The 16012-nt window shown below is 71.2% G+C and carries 14 protein-coding genes; 5 read left to right on the top strand and 9 right to left on the bottom strand.

Annotated features, from left to right (window positions below):
- From BH719_RS00390 to BH719_RS00370, 5 genes are all read right to left on the bottom strand, one after another.
- Nucleotides 1-1188 (bottom strand): proteasome accessory factor PafA2 family protein (locus BH719_RS00390; RefSeq protein WP_009399754.1); only part of this gene is annotated, 1188 nt, incomplete at its 3' end.
- A 1-nt stretch (nt 1189) separates the two neighbouring features.
- Nucleotides 1190-1366, bottom strand: coding sequence for a ubiquitin-like protein Pup (locus BH719_RS00385; protein ID WP_005868634.1), 177 nt, complete (start codon nt 1364-1366; stop codon nt 1190-1192).
- A 22-nt stretch (nt 1367-1388) separates the two neighbouring features.
- Nucleotides 1389-2903: a depupylase/deamidase Dop gene (gene dop / locus BH719_RS00380; protein WP_009399749.1), complete on the bottom strand. Its 1515-nt coding sequence runs from the start codon at nt 2901-2903 to the stop codon at nt 1389-1391.
- The gene (gene arc, locus BH719_RS00375; RefSeq protein WP_009399748.1) at nt 2900-4447 is read right to left on the bottom strand and encodes a proteasome ATPase; all 1548 of its coding nucleotides are present in this window, start codon (nt 4445-4447) and stop codon (nt 2900-2902) included. The genes dop and arc overlap by 4 nt, the downstream gene beginning before the upstream one ends.
- The gene (locus BH719_RS00370; protein ID WP_009399746.1) at nt 4440-5498 is read right to left on the bottom strand and encodes a tRNA (adenine-N1)-methyltransferase; all 1059 of its coding nucleotides are present in this window, start codon (nt 5496-5498) and stop codon (nt 4440-4442) included. Before BH719_RS00370 ends, arc begins: the two co-directional genes overlap by 8 nt.
- Before the next feature lie 131 nt (nt 5499-5629).
- On the opposite strand from BH719_RS00370, the gene BH719_RS00365 reads away from it, so the two are divergent.
- Nucleotides 5630-6487: a RecB family exonuclease gene (locus tag BH719_RS00365; protein WP_009399745.1), complete on the top strand. Its 858-nt coding sequence runs from the start codon at nt 5630-5632 to the stop codon at nt 6485-6487.
- 152 nt (nt 6488-6639) lie between these two features.
- Here the strand turns inward: BH719_RS00365 and BH719_RS00360 are convergent, their stop codons facing one another.
- Genes BH719_RS00360 through BH719_RS00345 form a run of 4 tightly spaced genes read right to left on the bottom strand, consistent with a single transcriptional unit; the run spans nt 6640 to nt 10866 of the window.
- Nucleotides 6640-7338, bottom strand: coding sequence for a copper homeostasis protein CutC (locus tag BH719_RS00360; RefSeq protein ID WP_034255440.1), 699 nt, complete (start codon nt 7336-7338; stop codon nt 6640-6642).
- Complete coding sequence (locus BH719_RS00355) at nt 7335-8267, bottom strand: ROK family protein (RefSeq protein WP_009399743.1); 933 nt, start codon at nt 8265-8267, stop codon at nt 7335-7337. The genes BH719_RS00360 and BH719_RS00355 overlap by 4 nt, the downstream gene beginning before the upstream one ends.
- Complete coding sequence (locus BH719_RS00350; RefSeq protein ID WP_009399742.1) at nt 8264-9721, bottom strand: M81 family metallopeptidase; 1458 nt, start codon at nt 9719-9721, stop codon at nt 8264-8266. Before BH719_RS00350 ends, BH719_RS00355 begins: the two co-directional genes overlap by 4 nt.
- Entirely contained in the window at nt 9718-10866 is a 1149-nt protein-coding gene (locus BH719_RS00345) for an ROK family transcriptional regulator (RefSeq protein WP_009399741.1), read from the bottom strand. Before BH719_RS00345 ends, BH719_RS00350 begins: the two co-directional genes overlap by 4 nt.
- 243 nt (nt 10867-11109) lie before the next feature.
- Here BH719_RS00345 and BH719_RS00340 point away from each other — a divergent pair, with 243 nt between their 5' ends.
- The 4 genes from BH719_RS00340 to BH719_RS00325 form a co-directional block, all read left to right on the top strand.
- The gene (locus BH719_RS00340; protein WP_009399739.1) at nt 11110-12900 is read left to right on the top strand and encodes a peptide ABC transporter substrate-binding protein; all 1791 of its coding nucleotides are present in this window, start codon (nt 11110-11112) and stop codon (nt 12898-12900) included.
- 94 nt (nt 12901-12994) lie between these two features.
- Complete coding sequence (locus BH719_RS00335) at nt 12995-13954, top strand: ABC transporter permease (RefSeq protein ID WP_009399737.1); 960 nt, start codon at nt 12995-12997, stop codon at nt 13952-13954.
- The gene (locus BH719_RS00330; protein ID WP_009399735.1) at nt 13951-14856 is read left to right on the top strand and encodes an ABC transporter permease; all 906 of its coding nucleotides are present in this window, start codon (nt 13951-13953) and stop codon (nt 14854-14856) included. The genes BH719_RS00335 and BH719_RS00330 overlap by 4 nt, the downstream gene beginning before the upstream one ends.
- Nucleotides 14857-14858: 2 nt before the next feature.
- Nucleotides 14859-16012: ABC transporter ATP-binding protein (locus BH719_RS00325; protein WP_157098228.1), on the top strand; the 1154-nt coding region annotated here is incomplete at its 3' end.

The following is a 16012-nucleotide window of genomic DNA, read 5'->3' as shown; positions in this document are numbered from 1 at the left end:
CGTGGCCGGCGGGGCCGTGAGGGCCCGCGAGGCGCCCCCGGGGCTGGTGAGGCGCTTCATGAGCCCCGCGGCCTCCATCCGGTCGCGCAGCCCCTGGGCGGTGATGTCGTGGTAGCCCAGTTCCAGGCGGGCGACGCGCGGATCGGCGTAGTCGGCCCCGGTCCGGGCAGTGTAGGAGTCGAGGAGCCTGCGTTTGATCGCGATGTCCAGTTCCGTGTCGACCCCGCTCCAGTCCCCCGACTCGATGGCGTCGAGGCCGCGGCCCCACAGGTCCGCGACGTAGCGGTGCGCCTCGTCGAGGGAGTCGGGGCCGATGGCGCTCAGGACCCGGGAGCGGATCTCCCTTTGGAGGGCGACGGGGGTGGTGCGCGCCCCCGACGCGAGTTCGATGGGGGCGGCCCCCGACAGGTCCGCGTTGATCTGGCGGATCGCGCGCATCGGATCGGCCAGGGCGAGGTCCTCGATGCGCAGGCCGTCCTCGACGGCGTCGAGCAGCATCCACGTCATCCCGATCTTGAGCGCGGTCGTGGGCTCGGCGACGTTGGTGTCGCCGACTATGACGTGCATGCGCCTGTAGGAGCCGGAGTCGGCCAGAGGCTCGTCGCGCGTGTTGATGATGGGGCGCGAGCGCGTGGTGGCGGAGGAGACCGCGTCCCACATCTGGTTGGCGCGCTGGGAGAACTCCAGGCGGGGCCGGGCGCCCGACAGGTTGATCCACCCATTGCCCACCAGGACCAAGCGGCTGATGAAGAAGGACACCAGCGCGTCGGCGACCTGCCGGAAGTCGCGCCTGCGGTGCAGCATGTAGTTCTCGTGGCAGCCGTAGGAGTTGCCCTGGGAGTCGAGGTTGTTGCGGAAGAGGTGCACCCGCAGGTCCTCGCCCAGGGCCGCCATCGCCTCGTCCGCCTGGGACGCCAGGTCCGCCAGCATGAGGGACCCGGCCCGGTCCTGCTCGAGCAGGTCCTCCAGGCGGTCGCACTCGGCCGTCGCGTACTCGGGGTGGGAGCCGACGTCGAGGTAGAGCCGCCCCCCGTTGCGCAGGAAGAGGTTCGAGGAGCGCCCCCGCCGCAGCAGCGGCTCGAAGAGCTGGCGGGCGGCGTGCTCCGCGTCCATGCACGGCCCGTCCCCCGAGGCGGGGGCGGCGAGCAGCCCGTGCTCCGTTTCGATCCCGACGACGCGGCGCCTCACGTTATTGGCCGCCCTTCTGGACGAAGCCCTGGACGAAGGCCTCGGCGTTGGTCTCGAGCACCGAGTCGATCTGGTCGAGCAGCTCGTCCACCGACTGCGTGCGGGCCCGCACCTGGCCGGCCTGCTCCTCGCCGCCCTCGGGGGCGGGGGATCCGGCGTGGATCTGGGATTGGGACATGGTTTCCTTCCTTCTTTCGGCGTCAGGCGCCGCGGGCGTCGGCGATCGGGTACCGCAGCAGGTCCCCCTGGCCGGGGTCGAAGACCAGCGAGGTCCACGACGCCTTGACCAGGTCCGGGCGGTTCGCCACCGCCTCGCCGCGCGCCCGTGCCCGGGTGTTGGCCGGCGGCTCGTCCGCGGCGGCCTCCACCCGCTCGGGGGCGAAAAGGCGTTTGACCGCTCCCGCCCGGTCGAGGCGGTGGACGAGGCCGTGGCTGGGCCGCAGGTCCGCCCACTGCAAGTCGATGGCCGCCAGGCGGGGGTCGGACCACTGGAGGCACGCGCGCTCGCGCTGGCGGAGCAGCAGCTGGTACTTGCAGACCCATTCGACTTCCGCGGCCACTGAGAACAGGTCCGCGCGCATCCGGTCGAGCACCGACTGCCACTGCTCCAGGACCAGCCTATCGTCCCCGCTCGGCTGTGCCCCCGCCTCGTCGAAGGCGTCGAGGACGAGGTCGAGGTAGACCTGTTGGAGCTCGGCGGCCGTGTAGGACCCGCCCCCCGCGGTGGAGATCCGGTAGTCGAGGTCCGGGTGGTGTGAGACGTTCCATGTCTCCTGGACCGGGTCGTCGAGGACGAGCGAGTCCCACCTCAGGTCCGTGCCCTGCTCGATGGCCCACAGCACCAGGGAGGTCGTCCCCAGGCGCAGGAGCGCGGAGTAGTCGAACATGTTCGCGTCGCCCCCGATGACGTGGAGGCGGCGCCACCGCGCCGGGTCGGCGTGGGGCTCGTCGCGGGTGTTGATGATCGGCCTGTTGAAGGTGGTCTCCAGGCCCACCTCGTTCTCCACGAAGTCGGCGCGCTGGGACATCTGGAAGCCGGGCGCCTCACTGCGCTGCCCGATGCCGACGCGCCCCGCCCCGCACACGACGGGGCGGGTCACCATGAAGGGCGTGAGGGCGCGCACGAGGGCGTCGAAGTCCGTGGCCCGGGGGACCTGGTAGTTCTCGTGGGCGCCGTAGGCGGCGCCCTTGCCGTCGGTGTTGTTCTTCACCAGCACGACGGGGCCCCGGCCCGACGCCTCGACCGCCTCCATGGCGCGGCGGGCCACGACCTCGCCGGCGCGGTCCCACAGCACGGCGTCCACGGCGCCCAGGGCCTCCGGGGCCGAGTACTCGGGGTGGGCGTGGTCCACGTAGAGGCGGGCGCCGTTGGCCAGCACCGCCGTCGTCGCGGCGGGCAGCGCCAGCTCCTCGGGGGTGGGGCGGGCGACCCGCTCGTGGCCGCCCGAGGGCGCCAGGTGGTACGGGTCGTCGGTGAGCAACGACGGGTCGGCCGCCGCCCGCGACATGCGCATGCCCCGCAAGTCGTTGAGGGGGTCCTCCCCCGTGTAGTCCCACCGCACGGGCGGCGCCCCCCGCGCGGGCGTGCGCTCCCGCGACACCTGGGCGTAGGCGTCGACCACGGCGGCCGACAGGGCGATCGGGTTCGCCCACGGGTCGCCGGGCCGGTACACCCCGTACTCGGTCTCCGTTCCGATGACGCGCCCGCCGCTCATTCCCTCGCCCCTATCGGTTTGACGCCCACGATCTCCGCCCCCAGGCCCGACGTGCGCGCCCAGTCCTGCGGGGAGGCGGTGGCCGCCAGCTCCAGGGACTCGCGCATCTCCTCGGCCAGGCCCTCCATGAGGTGGTCCATGCCCAGCCCGGGGGCGCCGCCGCCCAGCGCGTCCTTGATCGCGTGCTTCTTCGCCCGTTCGACGACACCGGCGATCAGGGCGCCGGAGACCAGGTCGGACAGGTAGATGCGCCTCGTGCCGCCCGAGGCCAGAGTGGCGACGAACAGCGCGGTCGTCTCGTCGTCGACGTAGAGGCGCTCGACGGCGGCCTCCCGCATCCTCTCGACGGCGGCCCCCACTCCCCCGTGGCGCTCGACCTCGTCGCGCCTGATCGGCACGGAGGGGGTGAGGTACTTGGAGAAGATGTCGAGGGCCCCGGCGCGGTCGGGCCGGTCCACGCGGATGCGCACGTCGAGGCGCCCGGGCCGCAGCACCGCCGGGTCGATCATGTCGGCGCGGTTCGACGCGCCGATGATGACGACGTTGTCCAGGGACTCCACCCCGTCCATCTCGGCCAGCAGCTGCGGCACGATCATCGTCTCGACATCGCTGGACACGCCCGTGCCCCGCGTGCGGAACAGCGCCTCCATCTCGTCGAAGAAGACCACGACCGGCGTGTCGGAGGCGGCCAGGGCGCGCGCCCTGGCGAAGATCGCGCGGATCTGGCGCTCCGTCTCGCCCACGAACTTGTTGAGCAGCTCCGGCCCCTTGATGGACAGGAAGTACGTCTGAGCCCCGTCGCGCCCGCGCGACAGGGAGTTCGCGACGGCCTTGGCGATCAGGGTCTTGCCCGAGCCGGGGGGCCCGTACAGCAGGATGCCCTTGGGCGGGCGCAGCCCGTAGTCGCGGAAGAGCTCGGGGTGCGTGAAGGGCAGTTCCACCGCGTCGCGCACCTGCTGGATCTGGGCGTCGAGGCCGCCGATGTCGTCGTAGGAGGTGTCGGGCACCTCCGGGGCGAGCAGCTGCTCGACGTCCTCGCGCACGATCCGCTCCAGGGCGGTGCCCGTGCGGGTGTCGGCCACCAGGGAGTCGCCTGGGCGCAGGTTCCCGTGGCGCAGCGGGCCCGCCAGGACCAGCATCTGCTCGGCGCCGCCCTCGGAGGAGACCAGGACCCTGTCGTCGCCGACCATTTCCAGGACGGACACGACCGTGCCAGAGCGCGGGTAGTCCGAGGCGGCCACGGCGACCATCTGGTCGTCCAGGCGCACCCTCTGCCCGTGGGACAGGCCCGCGACGTCGAGGCGGGGGGAGGCCGCGACCCGCATGACCCTGCCGCCCGTGAACACCTCGATCTGGCGCTCGCGCTCGTCGGCGCGCAGGAAGGTGGCCAGCGACTGGGGCGGGCGGTTCACGTCCGCCAGTTCCGCCTTGATGCGCACCAGTTCGGAGCGCGTGCGGGTCAGGGCCTCGGTGAGGCGGGCGTTCTTCTCCGTCAGGGACACGACCTGGCGCTGCAGGCGCGCGGTGTCGGCGCCGTCAGTCATCGCGGGCCCCCTCCCCGTCGCGGGATCCGCCGTCCACCCACGTGGCCGCTTGGGCGGCGAGGCCGCGGCGGACCTTGCGGACTTTCTTGTCGGAGTTCACGCGCTGCCCGACTCCCTCCGGCGTCCAGCCCTCCTCCTGGTCCCAGGCGCCGCCCTTGCCCTCGGCGGCCTTCGCCGGGCGCTTGGCGCGCTCCTGCGGGAGGACCCCGGGCGCCAGGAGGCGCGCCACCACCAGGAAGCCCGTGTGGGCGACCATGCGGTGCGCGGGGCGCACCGCCAGCCCGTCCAGGTGCCACTCGCGGCGCATGTCCTCCCAGGCGACGGGGTCGGTGAAGCGCCCGGAGGCGCGCAGGTCCTCGACCAGGCGCGACATCTGCGTGACTGTGGCGACGTAGCAGGTGAGCACGCCGCCGGGGACGAGGGCGCGGGTGAGGGGGCCGATGTTCTCCCACGGGGCCAGCATGTCCAGGACCACCCGGTCCACGCTGGCCTCCTCGAGGGAGTCGAGGACATCGGCCACGTCGCCGACGCGGAGGTCCCACGCGGGGTGGCGCCGGCCGAACCACAGGTCCACGTTAGCCGCGGCGATCTGGGCGAAGTCCTCCCGCCTCTCCACGGAGACCAGGCGCCCGCCCTCGCCGACGGCGTCGAGCAGCGCCATCGACAGGGCGCCGGACCCGGCCCCCGCCTCGACCACTGTGGCGCCGGGGAACACGTCCCCCATGTGGGTGATGACGCCCGCGTCCTTGGGGTAGACGACGGCGGCGCCGCGCGGCATCGCCATCACGTAGTCGGCCCGCAGGGGCCGCAGGATCTGGAACTGGCGGCCCTCCTCGGTGGTGACGACCTGCCCGTCGGGGCGCCCGATGACGTCGTCGTGGTCGAATCCCCCGCGGTTCGACTGGAACCGCCCGCCCGCGACCAGGACGACCTGGTGGTAGCGGCCCTTGGGGTCGCGCACTTGGACGCGGTCGCCGTGCGCGAGCGCCCCCCTGCGGCCGGACTGACCGAGGGGTGCCCGGGCCCCTCCCGTATTTCGTTGAGTGTCCATCGGGTGAAGTCTATCGCGTGGGGGCCGGGCCGCCATTGCGGCGCCGCACACGCCCGTGCGGCGCAGTATTCACGGCGATGGCTCCACTGACGGCGCCGCACACGCGCGTGCGGCGCGGTAGCGTGTCACCCATGACGGAAGTGATCGCCCCCCGCCCCGGGCCCCGCTCGTGGGAGCCCGCCCTGTCCGCCTCGCGCGCCAAGGAGTACGAGCGCTGCCCCCTGCAGTACCGCCTCCACGTCATCGACGGGTACCGCGAGCCGGCGACGCGCGCCACGGCGATGGGCACGCTCATCCACGCCGTCCTGGAGGACCTGTACGGGCTGGAGGCCCCGGGGCGCACGGAGGAGGCCGCCCAGGAGATGGTCGGGGACCGTTTCGAGGCGCTGCTCCGCCGGGATCCCACCGTGGGCGCCCTCTTCGACGACGACGGGGACCGCCAGCGGTGGCTGGGCGAGGTCCGGGCCGTGCTCGGCCAGTACTTCGCCATCGAGGACCCGAAGTGGATCGCCCCGTGGGCGCGCGAGAAGAACGTCGAGGCGTCGACGCGGGCGGGCGTGCGCCTGCGCGGTTTCATCGACCGCATCGACCGCGCCCCCGACGGGAGGCTGCGTGTCGTCGACTACAAGACCGGGAAGGCCCCCTCTCCGCGCTTCACAGAGGAGGCGCTCTTCCAGATGCGCTTCTACGCCCTCCTGCTCATGCGCACCGCGGTCCTGCCCGCCCGCATGCAGTTGGTGTACCTCAAGTCCGGGCGGGTCCTCACCCTGGATCCCTTCCCCGGCGACATCGAGCGCTTCGAGGAGCGCGTGGAGGAGCTGTGGGGCCGCATCGAGGCGGATGTGCGCGGCGACGGCTTCGCGCCCCGCAAGAACCCCCTGTGCAACTGGTGCGGGGTGCGCTCCCTGTGCCCCGTCTTCGGCGGCCAGGCGCCGCCGATGCCCGCCGAGCACGCGCAGTGGGTGCTCGGCACCCGCAAGGGCGCCTGAGGGGCCGGGTCGGCGCGCCTGAGGAGCCGGGTCGGCGCGGGGGGCGCCTCTCCAAGGGCTCACAAGGGACGCCGCGCCCTGGGTCACGAGCGGCGCCCCACCCGGGGTCACGAGCGGCGCCGCCCCCGGGGCTCACGGGCGCGGCCCCGCCCTCATCGGCCGGTCCCTCCGGTCCCGCGCAGCGCCGTGGTGATCCGGCGCACCTCCGCCTCGTCCGTCCCATCGGATCCGGGGGCGCGCATGTGGACTTCGCGCGCGCCCGAGGCCGCCACGACCCCGGCGACGTTGTGGGCGCGCAGGCCGCCGGAGACCAGGATGATGATGTCCTCCCCCGCCCGGGCCACGAGGCGGGCCAGGGCCCCGGGCCTGGCCACCGCGGGGTCTCCCCCCGTGGTGAGAACCCGGTCGTAGCCCAGCTCCATGAGGACGTCGAGTCCGCGGTCCTGGTCCTCCACCTGGTCGAAGCCGCGGTGGAAGGTCAGGGGCGCTCCCCCCGCCTCGTCGCGCAGGCGCGCGGCCGCGTCCACGTCGATCTGCCCGTCGCGAGTGAGAACACCAACGACGAAGCCGAGGCGCACGGGCGCTCCCCGACCAAGCGCCGACAGGGTCACGATGTCGGAGGCGATACGATCAACTTCCTCGCGCGTGTGGACGAAGTCCCCGGGGCGTGGGCGCACGAGCACCTGGACGCCACCGGTGGGCGCCACCTCAAGGGCGGCCGCCACCTCGTCGAAGGCGGGGGTCAGGCCACCGCAGGACAGGTCCCGGCAGATCTCGATGCGATCCGCTCCCCCGTCGTGGGCCCGGCGGGCGCCCAGTGCGTCCTCGACGCAGATCTCGACGACGGTCACGGCTGCCACCTCTCGTAGCTGGTCGAGCCGCCCACCCTGGCGGCCAGGACCGCCGCGCCCCAGCGCCCGCCCGCCCCGCCCAGGCGGGCCCGCACGATCTCGGGGGCGTCGCGGAAGGTCAGCATCGACGCGAACTCCTGGCGCAGGGGCGCCAGCAGGTGCTCTCCGGCGTGGGACAGCCCTCCGCCGATGATGATGCGCTCGACGTCGACGGTGAGCGTCATGTGGGTGAGCGAGAGGGCGAGGGCCCGCACTGCGGTCCCCCACACCTCACTCGCCACCGGGTCGGAGCCGATCCCCGCCTCGACGGCCTTGGCGCCGATGTCCTCCCCGGTGGCCTGCTCGTAGCGGCGCGCGATGCCCTTGGCTGAGGCGTAGACCTCCAGGCACCCCCGCGAGCCGCAGCGGCAGGGCTCCCCGCCGGGGAAGACGGGGGCGTGCCCGACCTCCCCGGCGCTGAAGGCCGCTCCGCTCCACAGGACGTCTCCGAGCATGAGCGCCACGGAGATGCCCGTGCCGATCGGCATCATGAGGAAGGAGGAGGCCCCCCGCCCCGCGCCGAGGAGCCCCTCGGCCAGGCCGGCGGCGCGCCCGTCGTGCATGAGGGCGGCGGGCACGCCCGTGGCCTCCTCGACTGCGCGCGCCAGCCACGCCCCGCGCAGCTCGAGGTTGGCGGCGTAGACGACGGTCCCGGTCTTCTCGTCCACGAGGCCGGGGCAGATCAGGCCGAAGCCGGCCAGTCCCGGGTGGCTGCGGGCGAGGCGCTGGCCGGTGCCCCCCACCTGGGAGGCGACGGCCTCCCGGTCCGTGGGCTCTGCGCCCTCGTCGAGGACGTCTCCGGCCTCGTCCACGACCATCCATTTGATGGAGGTCCCCCCGATGTCGATGCCCGCGAAAACGGGTCCGGGCGAGCCGTCGCCGCCGCTCACGGCTCCACGACCTGTGCCCGCAGACCGGGGTCGGCCATGTCCGGGTCGAAGGGGAACATCGGGCGGTCGATCCGGTGGTGGCCCAGCCTCACCAGGTCCTGGTCGACGCCGCCGGGGGTGAGGGCCATGAGCCAGCCCTTCTGCGTGTTGTACAGGTCGGGCTCCAAGTATCCGATCTTGACGACGACGACATCCGCTGTGGTGATGTCGACGCCGAGGAGGGCGAACTGGCTGAACATCGTGTACTGGTTGCGCTTCGTCGTGACGATGAAGCGCAGGCCACCCGTGCGCAGCAGGGCCGTGCGCCCGCCCACGGGGTCGTCGGCGAGCGCCTCGACGGTGGCGTGGACGCGGATGGGGCCGGGTTCGCGCGTGTCGATGCGGCCGCCCACCTGGGTGTCGACCTCGGCGCCCACACCGGCCTCCCACGCGACGCCGGCCGCGTCGGGGTCGATGATCGAGGCGTGGACGACGTCCAGGCTCGCCTCTTGGACGGGCTTCCAGGCGAGGAGGGCGGCGAGCGCGACGGTCACGTCATCGGCTCCCCCCGCGCCCGGGTTGTCGCCGGAGTCGGAGATGAAGAAGGGCTTGGGGCCCTCCTCTGCGGCAGCCAGGCACTCCTCCATGGTGGCGACGGGGGCGACGAACTCGAAGCGCTCGCGCACGTCCCAGAAGTAGCGGCCGATCCGCTCGGCCTGCTCTTTCACGAGGTCGGCGTCGTCTCCGGTGACGACGACCGCTCCCTTGCAGCGGGGCTGGTCGGCCCAGGCGAATCCGATCCAGATGGCCGCGTCGACGATGCCGTCCATCGCCTCGACGGGGTCGATCATCTTGTAGAGGGACTTGGCGGGCTCGATGCGTGTGGAGGTCTTCTCCCCGGGGAGCAGGATGGGGACGTGCACCAGGGCCTTGACGGGCTTGGGGGCGCCGTCCAGCAGGCGCCGGCCCAGGTTGTGGGCGGCGCGGCGGCGCGATTCGAGGGCGTCCTCGTGGGGGGCCAGGCGGTAGCACGTGAGCAGGTCGCAGCCCTCGAAGAGGTCCTGGGAGACGTTGCCGTGCAGGTCCATGGAGGCGCTCACCATGGGGTCGGGGCCGATGACCCCCCGGATGGCGGTGATGAGGTCGCCCTCGGCGTCGTCCATGCCCTGCACGCTCATGGCGCCGTGGATGTCGAAGAAAAGGCCGTCGAGGGGACCCGCCGCCGCCAGACCCTGGAGGATCTCGGCCTTCCAGGCGTCGTAGGCGCCGCGCTGAACGACGCCGCCGGGCAGTGCGCGGGCGTGGAGGACGGGGATCCATTCGATCTGGCGGGCCCAGTCCTCGTCGATCCAGTAGAAGCGGTCGAGCAGGTCGGCCCCCCGGGTGACGATGAAGTCGTCGGCGGTGGAGGCGTAGGGGGTGAAGGTCGAGGACTCGATGTGGATGCCGGCCACGGCGACACGGGGTCTGGTCATGGGCGATTCTCCTTCGGGAGCGTGGGTGTTGATGTTGTGAGCCCCCACAGCGCCGCGGCGCGCCCCGTCCGGGAGGACTCGATCACCAGGGAGTCCATGATAGAGGGGAGGCACGACTGGTGGAGGGCCTGGCGCACTCCGGCGACGTGGGCGTCCACGGCGGAGAGCGCGCCGCCGATGATGACGGCGCGGGGGTTGAGGAAGGACACGATGTGGGCGAGGGACTCGCCCAGGAGGATGCCGGCGGAGCGTATGGCCGTGGCCACTTCGGGTATGCCGTCGCGGGCGGCGTTGAGCAGGGAGGCGTTGGAGTCGAAGGAGACGCCGGAGGCGGCCAGGTCCGCGCGGATGGCGTCGGCGGAGGCGATGGTCTCCAGGCATCCGACGTTGCCGCATTTGCAGGGCCGCGAGGCGGCGGCGGGGACGGGGATGTGGGAGATGTCGCCGGCCAGCCCGTCGGCGCCCTCCACCGGGGAGCCGTCGATGAGGAGGGCGCCCCCGATGGCGCTTCCGGCTTTGACGTAGATGAGGGGGTTGGCGCCGTCGGCTCCGGCGCCCTCCCTCCTGCGGTAGACGAGTTCGCCCATGGCCCCCGCCCGGGCGTCGTTCTCGATGGAGGCCGCCATGCCCGTCTCCTGGCGGATGAGCGCGGCGAAGTCGACGCCGTCCCAGCCGGGCATGCGCGCGGGCCTGATGACCCGTGAGCGGGGGGCGTCGACGGGGCCGGGCACGGCGACGGCGATGCGGGTGGCGGTGCGGCCGTGGGCCTCCTCCAGGCGGGTGATGGCGTCGCGCAGGGCGGTCAGGACGCGGCGCGGCCCGTCGGCGATGTTGATGGGGGCGCTGGTGGGCTCGGTGATCCCGGTGTCCGGGTCGGTGAGCGCCAGGAGCGCGTGGTGGGCGCCGAGTTCGATGAGGGCGCCCACTCCCCCGGCGTCGGCGGGGGCGAGCATGCGGGCGCGGCGCCCTCCGGTGGAGACGGACTCCTCGGTCTCGTTGATGGCTCCGGAGTCGACGAGGCGGGAGACGGCCGCGGAGATGGTGGAGGCCGCCAGTCCGGTGCGCTTGACGATGTCTGCGCGGGTGCGCGCCTGGCCCGAGCCTATGAGCGCGATGATCGCGTCCTCGACGCTTTGAGCGGCCATGGCCCCTCCTCACCTGGGTTCTTGGACCTCTTCAACATACGGCATTCACCTATGAACGCGGAACCATTATTACGCATCATCCGGAATTTGGGGCTTGTTTCGCCAAACCCAACGTTACATGACCGTAATATTCTCAATCTTTCGCCATTTCTGCACGAACTGGGCGCGAGATGTCCTAATATTGGACCGTCTGAGGGGTCTCCCCCTCGGAGCCCACCCGATCAATGTTGATGTGGAGTAGTCATGAACCCCAGAAAGAAGCGGCTGGTCAGCGGGGTCCTCGCCCTCGCGATGACCGCCGCGCTCGGCTTGACCGCCTGCGGCGGCGGGAACCGGGCCGCCACCTCGGAAACCGGGAAGAACGAGGTCACCATGGCCTCGCGCACCCCGAACTGGATCTTCCCCGTCTCCGCCAAGGGCTACACCCAGGGCGAGAACGGGAACTTCATCCAAGCGATGTACCGCCCCCTCTTCGCCTACAAGTCGACCTCCGACACCCCCTACAGGATCAACCTCCCCAAGTCCCTGGGCACCGTGCCCGAGGTGTCCGAGGACGGCCTCACCTACACCATCGCCCTGCGCCAGGACGCCAAGTGGTCCGACGGGACGCCCGTGACCACGCGCGACATCGAGTTCTGGTGGAACCTGGTCACCAACAACAAGGAGGAGTGGGCCTCCTACAAGGAGGGCTTCTTCCCCGACGGCGCCACCCTGGACGTCAAGGACGAGCACACCTTCTCCATCACCACTGAGGAGAAGTTCGCCCCCGACTGGTTCATCGACAACCAGATCAACAAGGTGGCGCTGCTGCCCCAGCACGCCTGGGACAAGGACTCGGCCGACGCCGCCGTGAGCGACATGGACCGCACTCCCGAGGGCGCCCAGAAGGTCTTCGCCTTCCTCACGGCCGAGGCCAAGAACCTGTCCACCTACGCCACCAACCCCCTGTGGCAGACCGTGAACGGCCCGTGGAAGCTCTCCACCTTCACGCCCGACCAGGGCCTGGAACTGGTCCCCAACGAGAACTACTGGGGCGAGGACAAGCCCAAGATCGACAAACTCATCTACAAGGCGTTCACCGGTGACGACGCCGAGTTCAACACGGTGCGCTCGGGCGGCATCGACTTCGGCTACATCCCCGCCGCCCAGTACGGCCAGAAGAGCGCCGTCGAGGCCAAGGGGTACACGGTCTTCCTGTGGCCCGGCAACTCCATCACCTACCTCGCACTGAACTTCGCCCCCCAGGCCTCCGGCTCGAAGTTCATCAACCAGAAGTACATCCGCCAGGCCATGCAGCAGCTCATCGACCAGAAGACCCTGTCCGACAAGGTCTGGAACGGCACGGCCTCGCCCACCTGCGGGCCCGTCCCCATGTCCCCTGAGAAGGTCGGCACGATGGAGGGCTGCGCCTACCAGTTCGACCCCGCGGCCGCCCAGAAGCTCCTGGAGGACCACGGCTGGAAGATCGTCCCCGACGGCGCCTCCACCTGCGAGAACCCGGGCACCGGGGACAACCAGTGCGGCGAGGGCATCGAGGCCGGGGACTCCATGAACTTCAAGCTCAACTCCCAGTCCGGTTTCGCCTCGACCCACCAGATGTTCGAGGAGGTCATCTCCCAGTTCCGCAAGCTCGGCATCGGCATCGACATGCAGGAGCTGCCCGACTCCGTGGGCGCCTCGCAGGTGTGCGACGACGAGACCCCCTGCACGTGGGACCTGTCGTTCTTCGGATCCCAGACCTCGTGGGGCTACCCGATCTACGCCTCCGGCGAGCGCCTCTTCGCCACCAAGGCGCCCGTCAACCTGGGCCAGTACTCCTCCGAGAAGGCCGACGAGCTGATCACCGCCTCGACGAAGTCGTCCGACGCGAACGCCCTGGCCGAGTACAACGACTACCTGGCCGAGGACCTGCCGGTCCTGTGGATGCCCAACCCCTACTACCAGATCACAGCCGTCAAGAGCGGCCTCGACCTCGGGGACATCGACGCCACGGGCGACACCTGGCCCGAGGACTGGTCCTGGAAGCAGCAGTGACCCTCCCACCACCCCGGATCATGAAGGAAGGGCGGGCCCGCCGGGGACCCACTGCCCCTGACGGGCCCGCCCAGCCCACACCTCGGAGCCCGCAATGCTGAAATACCTCCTCAAACGGTTGGGCCAGGCGGTCGTCGTCGTCTTCCTGGTCACCATCGTCACCTTCGCACTCCTCCAGTCGCAGCCCGGCGGCGCGGCCCGGGCGGCGCTGGGCAAGGACGCCACCCAGGAGCAGCTCGACGCCTTCGACCACGAGAACGGCTACGACCGGCCCATCGTCGAGCAGTACGTCACCTACATCGGCAAGATCGCGCACGGCGACTTCGGCTACTCGTACCAGCACAACCAGTCCGTCAAGACGCTGCTGGCCGTGCGCCTGCCCCGCACGATCTTCCTCTCCCTGCTCTCCACCGTCCTCGCCCTGCTCATCGCCGTGCCGCTCGGCGTGTTCCAAGCGGTCAAGCGCAACAAGGCCCCCGACTACGTCATCACCATCGGCTGCCTGCTGGCCTACTCGACGCCGATCTTCTTCGCGGGCCTGCTCCTCATCGTCCTCTTCTCGCAGGTGTGGCCGATCCTGCCGGGCGAGGCCCCCCAGGGCCAGGACCTCGCCGTCATGTGGGAGCAGTGGGACCACCTGGTCCTGCCCGTGTGCGCCCTGTCGATCGGCACCATCGCCGCCTACGCCCGCTACGTGCGCTCCTCCATGGTGGACAACCTCAACGAGCAGTACGTGCGGACCGCCCGCGCCAAGGGCCTGTCCGAGGTGCGCGTCGTCTTCGTCCACACGCTGCGCAACGCGATGTTCCCCGTCATCACGATGATCGGCCTGTACATACCGGCGATGTTCTGCGGCGCCCTGGTCATCGAGACCCTCTTCAACTTCAACGGCATGGGCTACCTCTACTGGCAGGCCACCGGCCGACGCGACTACCCGATCCTGCTGGGCGTCACCCTGATCGTCGCCCTCGCCACGGTCGTCGGCGCCCTGCTGGCGGACTTCCTCTACGCCGCAGCCGACCCACGTATCCGATTGGCAGGTCGCAGCAAATGAGCGCAGTACCCGCACAGGCCCCCGCGGGGGCGGTCCCCCGGCAGCGCGCCAAGCGCGCGTCCACGAAGCTCCAGGGCCTCCAGGTGTTCATGGAGAACAGGCTGGCCGTCTTCGGAGTGGTCCTCCTGGCGCTGCTCGTCCTCTTCTCCTTCGCGGGCCCCCTGCTGTGGCGCACCGACCAGATCCACACGGACCTGATGAACTCGGTGCTCCCCCCGTCCGCCGAGCACCCCCTGGGCACCGACAAAGTCGGCTACGACCAGCTGGGGCGCCTCATGGAGGGCGGCAAGACCTCGATCGTCGTCGGCATCTTCGCCGGCACCTTCGCCACGGCCATCGGCACCGCCTACGGGGCGATCGCCGGGTTCGTGGGCGGCTGGGTCGACGCGCTCATGATGCGCATCGTGGACTCGATGATGTCGATCCCCGTCCTCTTCCTGTTCATGCTCATCGCCACGATGATCCCCCCGACGGTCCCCGTCCTCATCGCGATCATGGCGGCCCTGTCATGGCTGGGCACGTCCCGCCTGATCCGCGGCGAGGCCCTGTCCCTGCGCACCCGCGAGTACGTGATGGCGATGCGGGGCATGGGCGGGTCGATGCCCCGCGCGATCCGCACGCACATCGTGCGCAACACGATCGGCACGGTCATCGTCAACGCCACCTTCCAGGTCGCCGACGCCATCCTCTACGTGGCCTACCTGTCGTTCCTGGGCCTGGGCGCTCCCCCGCCGGCCACGGACTGGGGCGCGATGCTCTCCAACGGCCAGTCCGACGTGTACTCGGGCAACTGGTGGCTGATCTTCCCGCCCGGCATCGCGATCATCCTGCTGGTCCTGTCGTTCAATTTCATCGGGGACGGCCTTCGCGACGCCTTCGAAGTCCGCCTGCGCAAGAGGTGACCATGTCCACTCCAACTCCGCTCCTAGAAATCAAGGACCTGCACACCGACATCGAGATCCGCTCCGGCGTGGTCCGGGCGCTGTCGGGCGTCGACCTGGTCGTCAACGCCGGGGAGACCCTGGGCGTCGTGGGTGAGTCCGGCTCCGGCAAGACCATGACGGCCCTGTCCCTGATGGGCCTGCTGCCCCAGGGCGGGCGCGTGTCCTCGGGGTCGATGCTCCTGGAGGGCGAGGATCTCACCTCGATGCCCCCCGCGTCGGTGCGCAAACTGCGCGGCACGAAGGTCGGCATGATCTTCCAGGACCCGCTCACCAGCCTGAACCCGACCATGAAGATCGGGCTGCAGGTGTGCGAGCCGTTGCGCGTGCACGAGAAGATGCCGAAGAAGGAGGCACTGGCCCGCGCCGTCGAGATCCTCAAGCGCGTGGGGATGCCCCGCCCCGAGTCGGTCATCAACTCCTACCCGCACCAGCTGTCGGGCGGCATGCGCCAGCGCGTCATGATCGCCATGGCGCTGGTGTGCCAGCCGCGCATCCTCATCGCCGACGAGCCGACCACGGCCCTGGACGTGACGACGCAGATGCAGATCCTCGACCTCATCGACGAGCTGCGCGACGAGTACCAGATGGGCGTCATCCTCATCACCCACGACCTGGGCGTGGTCGCCGGGCACACCGACCGCGTGTCCGTCATGTACGCGGGGCGCATCGTGGAGACGGCCCCCACGAGGACCCTGTTCACCGAGCCCCGCCACCGGTACACGAGCTCGCTGATGGCGGCCCTGCCCGAGCGCGCCCTGGCCGAGCGCACCAGGCTGTTCTCGATCCCCGGCGCCCCGCCCTCGCTGACGGACCTGCCGGTCGGCTGCCGTTTCGCGGCGCGCTGCCTGTGGGCCACGGACCAGTGCCGCGCGGCCTACCCCGGCCTCGGCGGCGAGGGCGCGCACACCTACGCGTGCTTCCACCCCGTCCTCGAGGGCGACGAGTCGCCCGCCGCCCTCCAGGCCAGGCTCGACGCCGAGCGCGCGGCCGACGAGGCGGGGGCCGGCTCCGCCGACCGGGCCGGGGCGGGCGGCGCGGAAGGCACCAGGCTGGGCTCCGCCGACCAGGCTGGTGCAGGAGCGGGGTGCGCAGGGCGCCAGTGCTGGCAGTGCCT

It is taken from the genome of Pauljensenia hongkongensis (assembly GCF_001746855.1).
GTDB lineage: Bacteria > Actinomycetota > Actinomycetes > Actinomycetales > Actinomycetaceae > Pauljensenia > Pauljensenia hongkongensis.
This window is presented reverse-complemented; position numbering and strand designations above follow the sequence as displayed.